This window comes from Exiguobacterium sp. s102 (genome assembly GCF_018618635.1).
GTDB classification, from domain to species: Bacteria; Bacillota; Bacilli; order Exiguobacteriales; family Exiguobacteriaceae; genus Exiguobacterium_A; species Exiguobacterium_A oxidotolerans.
Map to the genome: position 1 here is coordinate 13,411 of NZ_JACSML010000005.1, position 18,092 is coordinate 31,502.

Annotated in this window: 16 protein-coding genes; 10 read left to right on the top strand and 6 right to left on the bottom strand. The window is 42.8% G+C overall.

Going from position 1 to position 18,092, the window contains the following annotated elements; genetic code table 11:
• Positions 1-9 precede the first annotated feature (9 nt).
• Positions 10-276 (top strand): hypothetical protein, encoded by a 267-nt coding sequence (locus tag KNQ02_RS12235; RefSeq protein WP_214808678.1) that lies wholly within the window; start codon positions 10-12, stop codon positions 274-276.
• A 34-nt stretch (positions 277-310) separates the two neighbouring features.
• Here KNQ02_RS12235 and KNQ02_RS12240 read toward each other — a convergent pair whose 3' ends face one another.
• Positions 311-700: a RidA family protein gene (locus tag KNQ02_RS12240; protein ID WP_214770368.1), complete on the bottom strand. Its 390-nt coding sequence runs from the start codon at positions 698-700 to the stop codon at positions 311-313.
• Between the two features lie 112 nt (positions 701-812).
• On the opposite strand from KNQ02_RS12240, the gene KNQ02_RS12245 reads away from it, so the two are divergent.
• Entirely contained in the window at positions 813-1,136 is a 324-nt protein-coding gene (locus KNQ02_RS12245; protein ID WP_214808679.1) for a nucleoside triphosphate pyrophosphohydrolase, read from the top strand.
• Positions 1,133-3,460: a DEAD/DEAH box helicase family protein gene (locus tag KNQ02_RS12250; protein ID WP_214808682.1), complete on the top strand. Its 2,328-nt coding sequence runs from the start codon at positions 1,133-1,135 to the stop codon at positions 3,458-3,460. The genes KNQ02_RS12245 and KNQ02_RS12250 overlap by 4 nt, the downstream gene beginning before the upstream one ends.
• A gap of 679 nt (positions 3,461-4,139) precedes the next feature.
• Here KNQ02_RS12250 and KNQ02_RS12255 read toward each other — a convergent pair.
• The 4 genes from KNQ02_RS12255 to KNQ02_RS12270 all read right to left on the bottom strand — a co-directional run bounded on the left by KNQ02_RS12255 (position 4,140) and on the right by KNQ02_RS12270 (position 9,738).
• A complete protein-coding gene (locus tag KNQ02_RS12255) occupies positions 4,140-5,624 on the bottom strand; it encodes a restriction endonuclease subunit S (RefSeq protein WP_214808685.1) in 1,485 nt (494 codons plus the stop codon).
• Positions 5,621-7,090, bottom strand: a complete 1,470-nt coding sequence (locus tag KNQ02_RS12260) for a class I SAM-dependent DNA methyltransferase (protein ID WP_214808688.1) — start codon at positions 7,088-7,090, stop codon at positions 5,621-5,623. Before KNQ02_RS12260 ends, KNQ02_RS12255 begins: the two co-directional genes overlap by 4 nt.
• Before the next feature lie 12 nt (positions 7,091-7,102).
• The gene (gene hsdR, locus KNQ02_RS12265; RefSeq protein WP_251135079.1) at positions 7,103-9,457 is read right to left on the bottom strand and encodes an EcoAI/FtnUII family type I restriction enzme subunit R; all 2,355 of its coding nucleotides are present in this window, start codon (positions 9,455-9,457) and stop codon (positions 7,103-7,105) included.
• 125 nt (positions 9,458-9,582) lie between these two features.
• Positions 9,583-9,738, bottom strand: a complete 156-nt coding sequence (locus tag KNQ02_RS12270; protein WP_214808691.1) for a type II toxin-antitoxin system RelE family toxin — start codon at positions 9,736-9,738, stop codon at positions 9,583-9,585.
• A gap of 525 nt (positions 9,739-10,263) precedes the next feature.
• Between KNQ02_RS12270 and KNQ02_RS12275 the strand changes: the two genes are divergently transcribed.
• Both KNQ02_RS12275 and KNQ02_RS12280 read left to right on the top strand, forming a co-directional pair.
• Positions 10,264-11,007 carry a hypothetical protein gene (locus KNQ02_RS12275; protein ID WP_214808694.1) on the top strand — a complete coding sequence of 248 codons (744 nt, stop codon included), beginning with the start codon at positions 10,264-10,266 and terminating at the stop codon, positions 11,005-11,007.
• An 85-nt stretch (positions 11,008-11,092) separates the two neighbouring features.
• On the top strand, positions 11,093-11,593 hold the full coding sequence (locus tag KNQ02_RS12280; protein WP_214808696.1) for a P-loop NTPase family protein: 501 nt from the start codon (positions 11,093-11,095) through the stop codon (positions 11,591-11,593).
• Positions 11,594-11,648: 55 nt separating this feature from the next.
• Here KNQ02_RS12280 and KNQ02_RS12285 read toward each other — a convergent pair whose 3' ends face one another.
• Positions 11,649-12,077: a VOC family protein gene (locus KNQ02_RS12285; RefSeq protein ID WP_214808699.1), complete on the bottom strand. Its 429-nt coding sequence runs from the start codon at positions 12,075-12,077 to the stop codon at positions 11,649-11,651.
• Positions 12,078-12,298: 221 nt separating this feature from the next.
• On the opposite strand from KNQ02_RS12285, the gene KNQ02_RS12290 reads away from it, so the two are divergent.
• The 5 genes from KNQ02_RS12290 to KNQ02_RS12310 all read left to right on the top strand — a co-directional run bounded on the left by KNQ02_RS12290 (position 12,299) and on the right by KNQ02_RS12310 (position 18,078).
• A complete protein-coding gene (locus KNQ02_RS12290; protein WP_214808702.1) occupies positions 12,299-13,312 on the top strand; it encodes a LacI family DNA-binding transcriptional regulator in 1,014 nt (337 codons plus the stop codon).
• 204 nt (positions 13,313-13,516) lie between these two features.
• Positions 13,517-14,824: an ABC transporter substrate-binding protein gene (locus KNQ02_RS12295; RefSeq protein ID WP_214808704.1), complete on the top strand. Its 1,308-nt coding sequence runs from the start codon at positions 13,517-13,519 to the stop codon at positions 14,822-14,824.
• A 60-nt stretch (positions 14,825-14,884) separates the two neighbouring features.
• The gene (locus tag KNQ02_RS12300; protein ID WP_088836160.1) at positions 14,885-15,781 is read left to right on the top strand and encodes a carbohydrate ABC transporter permease; all 897 of its coding nucleotides are present in this window, start codon (positions 14,885-14,887) and stop codon (positions 15,779-15,781) included.
• A gap of 3 nt (positions 15,782-15,784) precedes the next feature.
• Positions 15,785-16,705: a carbohydrate ABC transporter permease gene (locus KNQ02_RS12305; protein WP_214808707.1), complete on the top strand. Its 921-nt coding sequence runs from the start codon at positions 15,785-15,787 to the stop codon at positions 16,703-16,705.
• 26 nt (positions 16,706-16,731) lie between these two features.
• Positions 16,732-18,078 carry a GH1 family beta-glucosidase gene (locus KNQ02_RS12310; RefSeq protein ID WP_088836162.1) on the top strand — a complete coding sequence of 449 codons (1,347 nt, stop codon included), beginning with the start codon at positions 16,732-16,734 and terminating at the stop codon, positions 18,076-18,078.
• Positions 18,079-18,092: the final 14 nt, after the last annotated feature.

The following is an 18,092-nucleotide window of genomic DNA, read 5'->3' on the forward strand; positions in this document are numbered from 1 at the left end:
GAGACCCTGATGACTGAAAGCAGTGAAGCATTATTAAAAGCCATCATCGAAATCTTGAAGACAGAACGCCAACTGGAGTTGACAGAGCTTTACCAGCGTGTACGAGAGCGAAACGATTTAGATGTGTCACGTTTTTCGACGGAAGCCGGACTCGATGCCCGCATCCGAAAATTAATCTATTTTCATGCGAGTGAGTGTGAGTTATATGAAGGAACGAAGGATTTGTTCTACAGTGAGACAGGCAAAGGGACAGGGCGCTGGGAATTACGAAAATGAAAACACGCCACCAACAGTGACGTGTTGCAATGCATTAGACTAATCCTAAAATCTCGACTTCGACCAAAGCACCCTTCGGCAACTCTTTGACAGCGATACATGAACGGGCCGGGAAATGGTGATGCGGTTCGAAGTACGCGGCATAAACTTCATTGAAGGCCGCAAAGTGCTCCATGCTCGTTAAGTAACACGTCGTCTTGACGACACGGTCCGGTGTCAGGCCGGCTTCTTTTAAGATTGCATCGACGTTTTTCATGACCTGTTCCGTCTGTTCGGCAATCCCGCCGGCAACGAGTTCACCGGTTGCCGGGTCAATCGGAATCTGACCGGAGGCATAGAACGTACCATTGGCGATGAAACCTTGCGAATAGGGACCGATGGCAGCAGGTGCCTGGTCTGTGTTGATTTTTTTGAATGCGTTCATGAAAAGAACCTCCTATGATTTTGGGTGGTGAATAGGGATATGGCGTGCGATTTACGTCTAACTGTAGGATAGTTGTGACAACGTTACTATTACATACAAGGAGTGAAGCAAAATGCCTCTTTATCATAAGTTAGTCCGAGACGAAATTCCAACCATCATTGCGAAAACCGGAAAGCAGGCGACGTTCCGTACGCTTGAGCCGGAAGAGTTTTTAGCGGAAGCAAAACGAAAGCTCCATGAGGAAGTCGCGGAATATGAAGCTGCGGTGACGGACGCAGATGCAGTCGAGGAGCTGGCTGACCTGCTCGAACTGATTCAGGCACTAGCGAAGACGCACGGCGTGACAGTCGAGGAACTGGAAGCCGTCCGACAGGCGAAACAGCGAAAGCGCGGCGGTTTTGAAGAACGGCTTTACCTGATTGAGGTCGAAGATTGATCCCGGAAGCGAAGCTGACGACGCATCACTTATATGACTCACTCGTCGAAGCCATTGATTTGGCGGAGGAAGTCTATATCGTCGCAGCTTTTGCCCAGAAGTCAGGCGTCGCCTTACTCGTCCCAGCGTTTCGTCGTGCCTTGCAACGAGGAGCCGAGATTCGGCTGTTGATTGGCGACTATCTACACATCACCGATCCAGAAGCATTGGCGCAATTGCTTGCGCTTGATGGGTTGTCAGTTCGCTTTTACCGGTCAGGCGGACGCTCTTTCCATCCGAAAGCGTATCTGTTTCGAAACGCAGAGACTGGCTTATCAATCGTCGGTTCGTCGAACATCTCGAACAGTGCGCTTCGGTCCGGTATCGAATGGAACGTTCATCTACCGCAAGCTGTCGCTCCACAGATCCTTGATGATGCGATTGATGCCTTCATGGATCTTTATCTCAGTGAATCGGCAGAAGAACTGAATCCGGTTGTCTTAGAAACCTATTGTCAAGAGTACGCGGCACGTCAATATGTCGCGGAACCAGAAGTCGAGTATGACGAAAGAACGGTCGTCGTTGCACCAGAAATCTTGCCACACCGGGTGCAGGAAGAAGCGCTGCAAGCGTTACGGGAAACGATGGAAGAAGGACGGACACGGGCGTTGGCAGTGCTTGCGACTGGATTAGGGAAGACCTACCTCAGTGCGTTCTTTGCGGGAGACTTTACACGAGTCCTATTCCTGGCGCATCAAAAAGAACTGTTACTGCAAGCGGAGCGTTCGTTTAAAAAAGTCAATCCGGCGTGGCAGACCGGCTTTTATATCGGCAGTGACCGGACCGTCACGGAGACGACGGAGATCGTCTTCGCTTCCGTCCAGACGCTGGCGCAAAAACGTCACTTGGATCGCTTTGCAACGGACCAGTTTGATCTCATCATTGTCGACGAGTTCCATCACGCGGCAGCGACGAGTTATCGGAAGGTCATCGATCATTTCACGCCCCGTTTCCTTCTTGGTCTGACGGCGACACCAGACCGGATGGACGGTGCGGATGTCTATGCGATCTGTCACCATAACGTTGCGTTCCAGATGCATTTCACGGCAGCGATTGCTGAAGGCTTTTTGACGCCGTTTCATTATTACGGTATTCATGACACGATCGACTATTCCCAGATTCGACGAATCGGTCGGACGTATGATGCGTCGCAGCTCGAGCATCGACAACTTGATCGAGAGGTCGCGGATAATATCTATCATTCATGGGAGAAATGTCGGCAAACGAAGACAATCGGCTTTTGTTCGTCGATCAAGCAGGCAGAATATCTGGCGCAAGTATTCCGGGAAAAAGGAACGACGGCATTTGCATTGACCGGGCAGACGACGAATCGTGCAAAGTATATGCGAGCATTCGAGCAAGGCGAGATTGACGTTCTCTTTACCGTCGATTTATTTAATGAAGGTGTCGATATTCCGAAAGTCGATACACTCTTGTTCTGTCGACCGACTGAATCCGTCGCCATCTATACGCAACAAATCGGACGCGGCTTACGTTTAGCGCAAGATAAATCGCATTGCGTCATCATCGATTTGATTGGGAACTATCGTAACGTCGAGACGAAGCTGAAGCTGCTCGGGAAGATGAAAGAATCATTCAAGCGAGGCGAAATAGAGCCGATTACGCCACCACCCGGCTGTGTGATTGAGTTCGATACGCGGGCACTGGAATTGATTCATCGACTCCGGCAACCAAGTCAGCGGAAGTTACGATTGATTGAGCAATACGAGCAAATCAAATACGAACTCGGTCGTCGACCATCCTATGTTGAAATCGGAGAATATGCGGCAGTTCCGCAAGGCTATAAACAGGAATGGGGTTCTTACGTTGGGTTCTTGAAGGAGCATAGGCAGTTATCACACGAAGAAATCGAGGCATACGATGCAAATCGCGAATTGATCGAGCAGGTCGAAAAGACGATTATGAATCGGAGTTATAAGATGGTTGTTCTGTTAGCGATGCTTGACCGGGGAGAAGAGCGTTGGATGGAGCCAATCACTGCAGCGGAAGTTGCACCGTTCTTTTATGAGTATTTACATGCGGAAAAGTATCGAGAGTTGAAGGATGCGCAAACGGCGGAGTTAAAGGGACCGTTCGATGCAGTGAAAGTAGAAAGATTATTGAAGAAAATGCCGTTTCCGAAGATGGGGAAGCCATTTACATTTGATGGTAAGACGCTGACTATAAAAATAGTAGAAAGATACATAAATGAATTAAATCAATTTTTACATGAAATTTTGTCTTTGAGACTTAATCTTTATTTTGGAATGAAAAATAAATTTTAAGAAGTGCTGTAGTTTATCGATTAAGTTTATTGAGATAATAAAGCTAGCTAGCTTAAGAGTGGCTCTCCTCTATTCGAAAAATATTCGTTAGTAAAATATTAATAATTGTGTATGAAATAATAAGATAACTTTTACATGATATAGAAGTTGTAACTCTTTTCAAGCTCTCAAAGAAGGTAAATAAAGAATAAATTTCGATTCATCACTCAGGCAGCATTAATATCTTTAAAATTCGAGATGATAGCAAAAAATAACTAAGGAAACTTGAAACCTGAGCATTTCATGATGATTGGCAAAATGTATATATAGGAAAATATAGTGAATATAGAAAATATAAGATACCAAAAAAAGATTTTGTTACAGTAAAGGTGAAAAAGAATATGTTTGAACATAAAACTACTGCTAATAACATTAAGAACGATTAAACGACTTGATCCCGCTAGAATGTAAGGACCAAGCCGTTTAAAAGTGTTGCGATTTTTCTGTCTATTGACCGATAACAGTTCAAAAGATTTATACTTGTTCATTTTTGTATGTTTTCTTGTAATTAACTGAAGTTATCAAACATTGATTAAAAGATGAGTTAGTATACAAGTGAACTAAAAAATTAAAAACGCTGTATTAAGACAATATTAATTATCTTGTTAATAAATAGCGAACATGTCTGTTTAACGGTCGTTTAAAAAACTCTTTGGGACTTCTCTTTAAATTTGTTTAAAATGTTATTAGTGGCAAAAATAATTCGCTTTTGCTCTTCTAAAGGAGGAATAGGTACTAGTATATTTTTTAAAACAGATTGTGTAATTTGATTGATTGTAGTGGTTTTTGAACTGACAAGTTGATCCTTAAAAATATTAGATTGAAAGAATATTTGAAGATAATCGTTAATTGGAGAAGAAACTTTAGACATAAATGCTCCAAACGCCATTCCAGAACAATTTACGATAGCTGTTTTCCCAACTAATTTCGGACTCCCATTTCTAACGCACATCAAAATATCACCTGGATGAAGGAATTGATTATTACGAATTTTGCTATTCACATAAACTAAATCCTTTAAATCTATCAAACTGTTTTGGATATTCGAAGATCTTAAAACAGGTATTGAATTAAGATCCTCTTTTGTAGTTATAGATCCGGGTTTGTAAGTGACACCGATGTTAGTGACACAGATTTCACCTAATCTCACCCATTGCCACGTTTCTGGTATATCGAAAGGGATTTCTTCTTCAGTTATAGGAGGCATCGGTTTTTCTTTCTTAATGACTTTTTCTTTAACCATTTGTTCCTTCTGTTCTGAAATTTGTTTCAATAATTCTGAAGCGGGTTTCTCTGAAATATCTTGCTCGACTAGTTTGCCTTGTATTGCGTATTGGAGAATTGATTTTTCTAATTTTTTAGGGAAGTGCTTGTTTAAAGTATCTAACTCTACAAAGTAACTATCATAGAATTCAACTTTTGAAAATAATTCTTTGATTTTATTCACAATTTTTATTTGTTCATTTAAAGGAGGAAAAGGTAATAGCAATTTTTTTAAATTTTGAGCATTTACATTTGGCTGTCCTGTTCCTGCTGACATGTTTCTTAATTGCTCCCAGTACAATTCACTCTGCAAATAATAAGAAATATACTCTTTGTACAGACTTGAGCTAGATTGGACTCTGATTAGGTAAGATGCGAATACCGCAGGTATTTCTAAAGGTATTTCAGATATTAAATAGCTTTTACCTATTGTTCCACCAGTACGAGCAATAAGAATGTCCCCTTCAATTAAGCAAAACTTTGAAATATTGTTCTCAGATATTTCACAATAAGGTACGTCTTCCCATTCAACGGTATTATTTTGTATGTCAGTAATTCTGAGTAATTTTGATTCACCACTGTTTGGATTGGAAGAAGCTGTATACCCATAATGAATTTTTTCGGTTATGGCTCCTAATTTGACCCATGTCCACTTCTCAGGAATATCATAGGGTATTTCTTTTTCAAGAACAGTTAAATCTAACTGTTCAGCTTTTAGTTTTTTTTGTTGTATCAATGCATTTTTTTCTTGATTGATAATATTAAGAAGGTCTATCGAAGACTCACTGTCTTGGATTTGAGTAACTAAATTCCCTTCAAAAGCGTACTTTAAAATAGATTTTTTTAATTTTTGTGCATTCATTTTGTTTCACCTAACATAGATTGAATTTCATTTAAAATGCTATCAATTTCATGATTTAGACGCGAGCGTTCTGCTATATAATTTTCCATCAGTTCTCGAGGCTCTAAAATAACTTCTTCGTCTTGAGGAAACTTACATAAATCAAGATTATAATTCCGGGCGATAATTTCTTCCGCTGTAAACTTACGTGCTTTTTCGTTTTTTCCATCAATGATTTCTACACGATTATTCCACCACTCTAAGGCAGGTTCAAAATGTTCTAACTTGATTGGGCGTGTTTTCGAGAAGTTTTTATACCCTTCGGGCATGTCTAACCGGTAAAACCAAACATCTTCTGTCGGTTTTGTTTTATCGAAGAACAACATGTTTGTGTGGATCGATGTATACGGTGCGAATACGCTATGTGGTAACCGGATAATCGTATGCAAATTAAACTCTTTAATCAATTTTTCTTTGATCGCAAGTTTCGACCCATCTTCCCCAAATAAGAAACCGTCTGGTAAAATGACGCCAGCACGACCATCCTTTTTTAAGCGATACATAATGACAGACATAAATAAGTCAGCTGTTTCGCTACTCCGTAATTCGAGAGGGAAATTCATTTTTATTCCATCAATTTCGGAACCACCATAAGGAGGATTCATCAAAATCACTTCAAATTTTTCACGTTCGGAGTAATCACGTACATTTTTCTCTAAAGAATTCCCATGTACAATTATTGGATTATCAATGTCATGAAGCAATAAATTCGTAATTGCGAGTAAATAAGGAAACGCTTTTTTTTCAATACCAAAAACTGAAGCATTGTAGAGCTCTCGTTCTTCATTTGTTGTGACTTGTTGAATTAAGTGGTTTAACGATGAAGTTAAGAAGCCACCTGTCCCACAAGCAAAGTCTGCGACACGCTCGCCTAGCTTTGGATTTGTGACTTGTACCATGAAGTCGGTCGTCGCACGGGGAGAATAGAACTCTCCCGATGCGCGCTGTGCTTGAAGATCCTTTAAAATTTGCTCATAAATTTCATTGAAAGCATGGCGTTCTTTATAGTCAGTAAAATCAATCTCATCAATGACATTCACAACTTGGCGTAAAAGTACTCCATTTTTCATATAGTTATTCGCATCTTCAAAAGCAAATTTGACGATGGATTTACTTACCGGTGTCAATTCGTCTACCGGAAGCGTTTTAAGAGTAGGGAAAAGAGTACCGTTCACAAAATCGAGAAGACCTTCTCCAGTTAAAGATTTACCGTCTTTTTTATCGACAGCCCAATTTTCCCAACGGCATTCTTCTGGAATGATGGAAGTATAGTGATCGTCATGCAACTCCCATTGTTCCTCCTTCGCCGCATAGACTTTAAGGAACAAAATCCAGACGATTTGTTCGAGACGTTGTGCGTCACCAGAAATTCCGGCGTCGTTACGCATGATGTTTTGCATATTCTTTACAAACGATGTGATTGACATGAATTACAACTCCTAGGAAATATAAATTTCATCTTTTAATTGTTTTAATGCACTTAAATACTCTTTCTTTCCACCAAAGGCTTTGACGATCTTGAGTGAACTACCGAAGCGCTGAAACTCAGGAAGCTCTAAAACGTTCGTACCATCAATCTCTTGGACTCCCTCTTTTTGATACTTTTCTAATAATAATTCGAGAATTTCGCGTGCGACATCTTGATACTGATAGATATAGCCACGTTTTTTAACGTTGTTAGCACGTTCAGCTTTTGTCAGTGGTTTTTGATCATATGCAAGGTGACAAATTAAGTCAAACTCGTCGAGTCCCTTCAAGTGCGGTTCGTGATCAAACAAAGCTTCTAACAAGACACCATGTCTTTTTAGTTCATCAAGCAAAGATTGCTTTTGTTCAGCACTTTTCCATTTCCGTAAAAACTCTTCCAATGTAGCATATTCATTACGAATATTACGTTTCGTATAATCAATTAAATTCTCGGTGATCAGTTTTCCACCAACATCATAATAATAGACACGTTCATTAGCAATTCGGACATCGACATCGTTGACTCGGTATTTTTTAGGTGCTGTATGATAATCGTCCTCATCACTTTGTTCGCCCGGGAGCTTAAAGGTAGTCGTGTCCGTTTCTGATGTTCCTTCCGGTTCATTGGTTTCGTCTGGTAGCTCACTATCTGTAGGTACCTCGTAAACGACAACAGGATCGCCATCGAACGCTGGATCGGCAAATAAGCGACTGACATTACGGAAGTCCATGATAGTAAAGTATTCTTTTCCAAACTCAGGATCCAGACGGGTCCCTCGACCAATAATTTGCTTAAATTCAGTCATCGAGTTGATATTTGAATCGAGTACGATAAGGCGGCATGTTTTCGCATCGACTCCTGTAGTCAGCAATTTCGATGTCGTGACAATAGTCGGATATTGGCTCGAACGATCAATGAAGTTGTCGAGCTGTGCTTTTCCTTCTGGTGTATCACCTGTGATACGCATGATGTACTTTGAGTTCTCTCGTACTAAATCAGCATTAAGATTGACTAACGCGCTGCGCATCCGTTCTGCGTGATCAATGTTTGCACAGAACACAATTGTTTTCATATAGCGGTCATGCTTTTTTAGAAATTCTGTAATACGTTTAGCGACTTCTTCGGTTCGACCATCAATAATCAAATTACGATCAAAATCAGTACTGTTGTATTCGCGATCCTCAATTTCATTCCCAAACATATCGACTTTTCCTTTTTCAGGACGATAACCCTCTAAATCTCGGTCTAATCCAACTCGAATAACTTTATAAGGGGCAAGGAATCCATCATCAATTCCTTGTTTTAAACTATAGGTATAGAGTGGTTCGCCAAAGTACGTTGTATTTGACGTATCTTTTGTTTCTTTTGGTGTGGCAGTCAAGCCGATATGTGTCGTATCTGTACCATTAAAGTAGTCTAGAACTTTACGCCAGCGACTCTCTTCCTTTGCAGATCCGCGATGAGCCTCATCAATGATCACTAAATCAAAAAAGTCAGGCTGGAATTGTCGGAAGGGTTCAGTTCCGTCCTCCCCAGCTAATTGTTGATAAAGTGCTGTGTAGACTTCATAAGAACTGTCAAGAACTCTGTTTTCTACCTTCGTCATCACCTTTTCAAAAGGTTTAAAATCATTGATCATTGTCTGATCGACTAAAATGTTCCGATCGGCTAAAAATAGAATACGTTTCTTGATACCAGCTTTCCAAAGGCGATAAATAATTTGAAAAGCAGTGTACGTTTTACCAGTTCCTGTTGCCATAACTAGCATGATACGATTTTTTCCTTGAGCGACTGCGTCTAACGTACGATTGATTGCAACCCGTTGATAGTACCTAGGTGTTTTGTCACCAAGTTGAAAGTAGTAAGGCTCGTCGATAAGCTCTTTTTGTTCAGTACTCAAACCTGCATCCTGTTGGTAACGCGACCAAAGTGCATCATGAGAAGGAAATTCAGACAAGGCAATCGTTCGTTCTTCGCCAGTTAAACGATTATGTTCAACAAAGGCATCACCATTCGAACTATAGGCATAAGGGATATCTAGAATTTCTGCGTAGTCGATTGCTTGTTGCATACCCCCACCTACAGGATGGTTATTATCTTTAGCTTCGATAATCGCTAAGGGATAATTACTTTTATGCATCAATAAATAATCAGCACGTTTACCTTCCGCTCTTGCCGTCAAGTTTCCACGAACGATTACACGTCCATCCGTAAAATAATGTTCAAAATAGATTTGAGTTTGCATATCCCAACCAGCTCCAACAACAGCAGGCGTAATATATTTATTTTTAATGTCTTCTTCCGTCATAGCACCTTTAGACTTCATTTTTGTATTCCTCCTTAGGTATATAGGTATTTATACAAATATTTTACATCAAATTACTGATATTATCTTTGTAAAATTTGTCTAAAGGGTTATGTAATAAAGAAATTATTCTTTTATCTAGTTCATCACTTATAAATGTCCCGACGATGCCCGATCTCAAGAATCAATATCACGATTTTTTCGTCCTGGATGTCAGCAATCAGACGATAATCACCGATGCGATACCGCCATTCACCCGATCTGTTCAAGACGAGTCTTTTACCATGACGAGGCAGAACCATTTTTAAGTTGAATTTCAGTTCTATACTTAAACTTATGGCGAAAAATATTTTAGTGACTATTATTATTCGATCTAAAAAAACAATAGAAAATGGATAAAAAGAGAATTGATGCGGTCGGTTATTATTAGTTCAAAAAAAGAACAAAATGATTGTAAGACACGACGTCTCTACTGAAGTATTTGATATTGTATTTCGACTACGTTATAAAATTTTATTAAAAAAAACTATTAATTTTGGACGGTTTACTTGCTAAATGCTAAATATTTAAAATTTATCTATAACATCAATTTCCATTACTTTTATTCGGCAAGTTGTCAAAGAGAAAGTTAGATATTATCTCAAGGAAACCAAAAACTATAGTAGTAAATTCTCTCTTCTATGTATATCGATTATAAACTAGATTTAAGTGTTTATTACAAGCTTTATAATGATTTATAGATGTATTATAAGAAAGCGCTTCCTTTAGTGTATTTCTTTATGATATGGTAAATAAAGGTATAAAAATCTGGAAGGAGAAGTGAGAAAGTGGTATTGAGTGATGTTGATATTCGCAAAGAGTTGATAGATGGAGAAAATATAATGATTTTTCCACTAAAACTTGAAAATGTTAAGGGGAGCTCAATAAACTTAACAGCTAGTAAGTATGCTTGGAGAATTTCAGATAATAATTCAGCAATAGTAGACGATAAGATAAGAATACCAGCGAATGAGACTGTGTGTATTTATACAGAAGAATCTGTATGGGTCTCAAGAAGAATTGCTGGTACATATTATTCAAAAGTTTCACAGGTTTCTGAAGGAATGGGGCATATTTCAACAACACTAGATCCCCAGTTTTTGGGTCTATCTTTAATTGCTGTCAATAATCCATCTAATAATCCTATTGACATTGTTATTGGTACTACTTTTGTTACATTAATGTTTCATTACCTAAAAACTCCAGCTACAAGAGGCAAAAATGAGAATTCTGCCAGCCGACAGGACCTTTCGAGTAGTTTTAAGCTGAGTGATGGAGAAAAAGAATATTTAAGAAAAGACGTATTTAGATCATATGAGGGTTTAAAGGCAGCTATGTTGAGCTCTCTTAATTATGAGATTTTAACGGAAGAAAGAGATAGGGAAATACAGGCTGAAAAACAAAAGGTAAAAGAAAAAAAAGAGTTTAAAAAAACATTCTGGTATCCCTTAATCATTGGTTTAGTAGGTGCCATCGTTGGTGGTGCTATTTCTGTTACTGGAAATATTATAGTAGAGGTCTACTTAAAATAAAATAGATCGTTTGTTAAAAAATCCAATCGATTTTTTGCAATTTATTAGGGGTGTGTAATAACTACGTTTTGAGTTACATCAGTCATTGATATTTAAGAAGTGGGAAGAATTTGTCGCTCAAGCGTTAACGACGGATATGACGTATGTTTTTAAATGCTGCTTCTTGCAAAATCCATTGACGATGGGGCTCATCAAATACGATCAACCGGAAGCGACGTTGCGAACGTATATTGAACGCTTAGCGACGATTATCGCGCCATTGCAACCAGTTCTCGTCTATGTCAATCAACCGGATGTAGAACGAAGCTTCCGAAAAGCGTTAAAAGAGCGTCCGACAGAATGGGCGGACGGATTTGTATCCTATTACATTGAGCAAGCATATGGTGTGAATCGCTCGTTATCAGGAGTGGAAGGGACGATTGCAATCTTACAGGCGCGGCAAGTACTGGAGCGTCAGTTATTAGAAATGCTTCCGTTCAGAGTAGAGGTATTCGGAAATGAAGATTTTTCAGTAGAGGAAAGACAAGTCTGGTTAAAGCAGTTGATTCAGTCAACTGTGCGTTCGACTTCTTTAAGCGAGAGCTAACTAAAAGGCGATTCCAAGTCACGGAATCGCCTTTTAGTAAATATAAAATGTGAGGTTACACCGCTACTTCACTCTCTACATGATTGACTTGCCACTGCACACCAAACGTATCTTCGACAATTCCGTACGCTTCACTCCAAAACGTTTTTTGGATTGGCATGATGACGTTGCCGTCTTTTGCGAGTTGATCAAATGTCTTCTGTAGAACATCCACGTCAGATAAGTGGAGCGCCAAGGTAACGTTCTGACCGATCGTGACCGGATCATGCGGCATCGCGTCTGAGAACATTAAGCGGGTGCCGTGAACAATCAATTGAGCATGCATGACGAGTGACTGCATCTCTTCTGGAAAAGGCTGACCGTCAGGACCGGGACCGGGTCCGAACTCCATGATCTCCGGTAGTTCTTGACCGAAAACGTGCGCATAGAACGTCAGTGCCTCACGCGTGTTGCCGTTAAAGACAAGATACGGATTAATGGGCATGGGAAAGCTCCTCTCTTTAAAAAGGCGAAGTGTGTTTTTTTAAGTATACCAAACATTTGTTCTCATTAAAAGAAAAATCGAACTCTTTCTGCATTGAATTCGGTATAAATGATAACGCTTTCATTTTTTCTGACATTTATAAAAAAATAGGTTGCAACTTCCAAAGAGAGTTCGTATACTAAATTTATCGAAAGCGCTTTCGGTGAAATGGAGTGAGTAGCATGGGAACAATTTATGATTTAGCGAAGATGACCGGTTTTTCGATTACGACGGTCTCAAAAGCCTTAAATAATTATTCGGATGTCAGCGAAAAGACGAAAGCAAAAATCGTCCAGGCAGCAGCCGAGATGGGATACTTACCGAACGCGCACGCCCAGTCGCTCTCGACGAAACGTTCGTGGACGATCGGTGTCATGTTCTCGGAAGCACATGGCGTCGGAATGATGCACCCGTTCTTCAACGCGATCATTGAGAGTTTCCGAAAAGCAACAGAACAACAAGGGTATGATCTCATCTTCGCATCGCGGAACTTACGCAATCGCGATATGAGTTACCTCGAGCATTTCCGACACCGGGCAGTCGACGGCATCGTCGTCATCTGTTCCGATCAGATGGATCAGCACGTCCAGGAGTTGATTCAAAGTACGATTCCGATCGTCGTTGTCGACATGGACAGTGCCGATTGTAGTGTCGTCTATTCGGATAACATCACCGGTGGCACACTCGCCGTCAATCATTTGCACGAACTCGGTCATCGGTTGATTGCCCACATTGCGGGGGATACGTCGACAGATGCCGGAAGAGCGCGGATTGAAGGCTACAAGCAAGCGATGGAACAACTTGATTTGCCGATTCCGGGCGGTTATCTCGTCAACGGCGGATTCTTTTCCGGGGAAGAGGGTAAGCGGGCGATGAACGAGTTGCTGGCACTACCTGAACGACCGACAGCGGTCTTCGTTGCCGGGGATGAAATGGCGATCGGGGCGATTGAGGCGATTCATGAAGCCGGGTTACGGATTCCAGAAGATATCTCAGTCGTTGGGTACGATGATATCTACATGGCGCAGTACATTACACCAAAGCTGACGACGGTCCGGCAAGATACGGAAACGATTGGTCAGCATGCAGCATCAGTCTTGATTGAACAAATCGTCAACAAAAAACGGGTCACGACACGTGACGTCATACCGGTCAACTTAATGGTTCGTCAATCGACAGGTTCAGTACCTGAATAACACAATGGTTGTTTCGGAATCGCTCTCGCTCGTTGTCAGTGAGGAAAAGCGAGAGCGATTTCGAAATCATTTTTTATCATTTTTTCCGAAAGGGCTTTCGGGAATTTTCTTTAAAGCTTTTTCGAAAGCGCTTTCGATATTTTTGAATAATGAATTGAAACCGCTTACTTATAAGCGGAATACTTAACAAAAGGATGAGATGAGATGAAGAAGCAATTAGTGAGCGTTTTAACAGTCGGTGCGTTAACAGCAAGCGTCCTTGCTGGATGTTCAGGTAGCAGCGAAGAAAAAACGAGCGGCGGGAAAGAAGTTCTAAAAATCTGGTCGTTCACGGATGAGTTAAAAGAACCAATCAAAAAGTTCGAAGAGAACAATGATGTCAAAGTCGAATTGACGATCGTTCCGATCGCGGATTACCCAACGAAATTAAAACCGGCACTTGAGAGCGGCGTCGGTGCACCGGATATCTTCACAGGTGAGATCGCCTTCTTGAAACAATGGGTCGACGCCGGTTACTGGGCGAACCTATCTGAAAAACCGTTTAACGCAGACGAAGTCAAAGATGACTACATTCCGTACGTCTATGACATGGGGAAAGACAAAGACGGTAACGTCCGTGCGCTGTCATGGCAAACAACACCGGGTGGTATCTATTACAAACGCAGCATCGCCAAAAAGGTCCTCGGCACAGATGATCCAAAAGAAATCGGTGCGATGATGAACTCGATGGACGGCGTCTTCGATGTCGCTGAGAAAATGAAAGGCAAAGGCTACAAAATGTTCCCGGATGAAGGTTCAATCCGTTGGTTCGCACAAGGTAATGATCCGCAGGCCTGGGTCAACGATAAGCAAGAGCTCGTCTTGACAGAAGACAAGAAGAACTACATGGATTACGCAAAAGAATTACGGACAAAACAATACACAGCACTTGCGCCAGAGTGGTCACCATCATGGTTCGCCGGGATGGATAAGCCGGTCAAAGTCAAAGAAAACGGTAAAGAAACCGAAACAGAAATCTTCTCGTACGTCCTTCCAACATGGGGCTTACACAGTGTCTTAAAAGAAAATGCGAAGAAATCAGCCGGTGACTGGGCAGTCACAAGCGGACCGAGCCCATACTTCTGGGGCGGTACATGGTTAGGTGTCTATAAAGATTCGAAGAAACAAAAACTTGCGTATGATTTCGTCAAAATGATGACGCAAGACGAAGAGTTCTTGACGGATTGGGCGAAAGAAACAGGTGACGTCCTTGCGTATACACCAGTTACCGACAAAATCAAAACCGACTTCAAAGATGAGTTCCTCGGCGGACAGAACAACTATGAGTTCTTCCTCGATCAAGCGGATCAAATCACACCGGGTATCGTGACGAAGTACGACCAACAGCTCGATACATTATACGGTGCGTCAGTCATGGAATACGTCCAAGGCAAAAAATCAAAAGACGAAGCACTTGCTGAATTCTACAAAAAAGTCAAAAATGCGTATCCGGACGTCAAAGTACCGGAATAAGGAGACTGGGTGGGGCGGACCTCGCCCTACCTCTTCTTGTTTAAGAAAGGGGTTTGACCTGTGAAAAAACTCGATCGCCATGGTTATCTGTTCATCGCACCGTTTTGGATCGTCTTCTTAATCTTCAGCATCTATCCGGTCGCGTTGACGTTCTATTACAGCTTCACGAACTATACAGGCGCAGAAGGCGAACAACTCGTCGGACTCGCGAACTATACGCGTTTGCTCGGAGATACGTACTTCATTGAAGCCTTCTTCAATACGATCAAGATTTGGGGACTGAACTTCATCCTGCAAATTGGTGGAGCGTTGATGCTCGCCTTACTGTTCTCAGACTTACAACTCAAGTTAAAAGGACTTGCTTTCTTCCGGGCGACGTTCTACTTACCGAACTTAATCACGATTAGCTCGGTTGCCTTGTTGTTCGGGATTTTACTCGACTGGCAACACGGATCACTCAACATGATGTTGATGAAAGTCGGAATCATTTCCGACCCGATCAACTGGTTGACACAACCGGTCACAGCCCAGATTTCCGTTTCACTCATCCTGACCTGGATGTGGCTTGGTCACTCGTTCATCGTCGTCATGGCCGGTGTATCCGGCATCTCGAAAGATTATTTCGAAGCGGCCTTGATTGATGGTGCGACACGCTGGCAAATCTTCTCGCGGATCACGTTGCCGCTGTTAAAACCGATTTTACTGTACATCATGATCACGTCACTGATCGGCGGACTCCAACTGTTTGATCTCCCGATGTTGATTACGGACGGTGTCGGTGCGCCGGATGGTGCCTTGAACACGATGGTCCTCTATCTCTACAATCAAGCCTTTAAGTACAACAACTATGGCTACGCTGCTGCCGTCGCCTATGGATTGTTTGCTATCACGCTCGTCTTTTCAATCATCGTCTTCAAAGGGATGTTCCGAAAAGAACGTTCACCGAAAGGAGCCTGACCGATGGAACGAAATGCAGAAGCACGGCGGATCGTCCCGCAAACGGAGGAACAACCGGAGCGTTCAGAACGTCCGCTGAAGTTGGCACCACCGAAACAGAAAAAAGCCTGGTTCGGCAAGAGCCTGATCTATGTCAGCCTGATTGCCTTGACCATCGCCTGTATCATTCCATTTTTAATGATGATCATCAACGCGACCCGGTCGAACGAAGAAGTCCTGTCCGGTTTCTCCTTGATTCCCGGGAACTCGCTCGCTGAGAACTATGCGGCGTTAAGCTCCTACGTCAACATCTGGTCCGGCTTCAAGAACAGTCTGATCATCGCCGTCCTCGTCACTGTCTTGTCGGGTTACTTCTCAGCGATGACAGCGTTCGGATTTGCTTTTTATCAGTTCAAAGGAAAAAACGTCCTGTTCGTCTTCATGCTCGTCATGATGATGATTCCGGGACAACTCGGATTGATCGGGTTCTACGAACTCAGTAAGAATTTAGGTATTCTCGACAGCTTCATCCCGCTGATCGTTCCGGCGATTGCCAGTCCATTCACGGTCTTCTTCGTCCGTCAGTATTTACAGACCGTCATGCACCCAAGTTTGATTGAGGCGGCGCGAATGGATGGTGCAAGCGAATGGCGTATCTTCCATACGATCGCCTTGCCAATGATGATGCCGGCGATCGCGACGATGTCGATCTTTACGTTCATCGGTTCGTGGAACAACTACATCATGCCGCTCGTCCTATTGTTCTCACCAGAAAAATACACGTTACCGGTCTTGATGGGCTTCTTGAAAGGTTCACAAGTCGCAGAAAACTTAGGGGCACTTTATCTCGGGATCGCGATTTCTGTCGTCCCAATCATGATCGCTTTCTTGTTCCTATCAAAATACATCGTCAGCAGCATCTCAGCTGGTGCCGTCAAAGAATAATCTGTTAGTTAAAGGGGAGTACGCGTATGAAATTTGCATCAAACTTCGTCTTCGGAACGGCTACGTCTTCGTATCAAATCGAGGGCGCACACGACGAGGGGGGACGGACACCATCAATTTGGGATACGTTCTGCGATACGGACGGAAAAGTTTTTGAAAAACACAATGGCGATGTCGCCTGCGACCATTACCACCGGTTTGAAGAAGACATCCAGCACATCAAACAGTTAGGCGTCGATACGTACCGCTTCTCGATTGCCTGGCCACGGATCTTCCCGGCGAAAGGTCACTACAACCCGGAAGGCATGGCGTTTTACCGGACACTCGCGACACGCTTACGCGAAGAAGGGATCAAACCGGCCGTCACGCTCTACCACTGGGATTTACCGATGTGGGCATACGACGAAGGGGGCTGGGTCAACCGTGACTCGGTCGACTGGTTCCTCGACTTCGCCCGTGTCTGCTTCGAAGAACTCGACGACATCGTCGATTCGTGGATCACGCACAATGAACCGTGGTGTGCCGGTTTCCTCAGCTACCACCTCGGACACCATGCACCCGGTCACACGGACATGAACGAAGCCGTCCGTGCCGTTCACCACATGCTGTTGTCACACGGAAAAGCGGTCGAACTGCTCAAAGGGGAGTTCAACTCGGCGACACCGATCGGCATCACATTGAATCTCGCACCGAAGTACGCGAAGACGGATTCCGTCAATGATCAGTTGGCGATGAACAACGCCGACGGGTACGCGAATCGCTGGTTCCTCGACCCAATCTTCAAGGGACAGTATCCGGTCGACATGATGAACCTGTTCTCGAAATACGTCCATACGTACGACTTCATCCAAGAAGGCGACATGGCAACGATTTCGGTCGGCTGTGACTTCTTCGGGATCAACTTCTACAGCCGCAACTTAGTTGAGTTCAGTGCCGCGAATGACTTCCTGCACAAAGATGCGTACTCGGACTACGATAAGACGGGCATGGGCTGGGACATCGCACCAAACGAGTTCAAGGACTTGATTCGTCGCCTTCGCGCGGAATATACGTCACTCCCGATCTTCATCACGGAGAACGGGGCAGCGTTCGACGATCAACTCGTCGATGGTCGTGTCCATGACCAAAACCGGATCGACTATGTTGCGCAACACTTGCAAGCGGTCTCCGACTTGAACGACGAGGGAATGAACATCGAAGGCTACTACCTTTGGTCGCTGCTCGATAACTTCGAGTGGAGCTTCGGATACGACAAACGATTCGGCATCATCTATGTCGATTTCGAAACACAGGAACGGACATGGAAGGACAGCGCGCATTGGTATGCCGATGTCATCCAGACACATAAAGCAACACTCTCACAGGAAGCGTAACTCAGTCGCAGGCA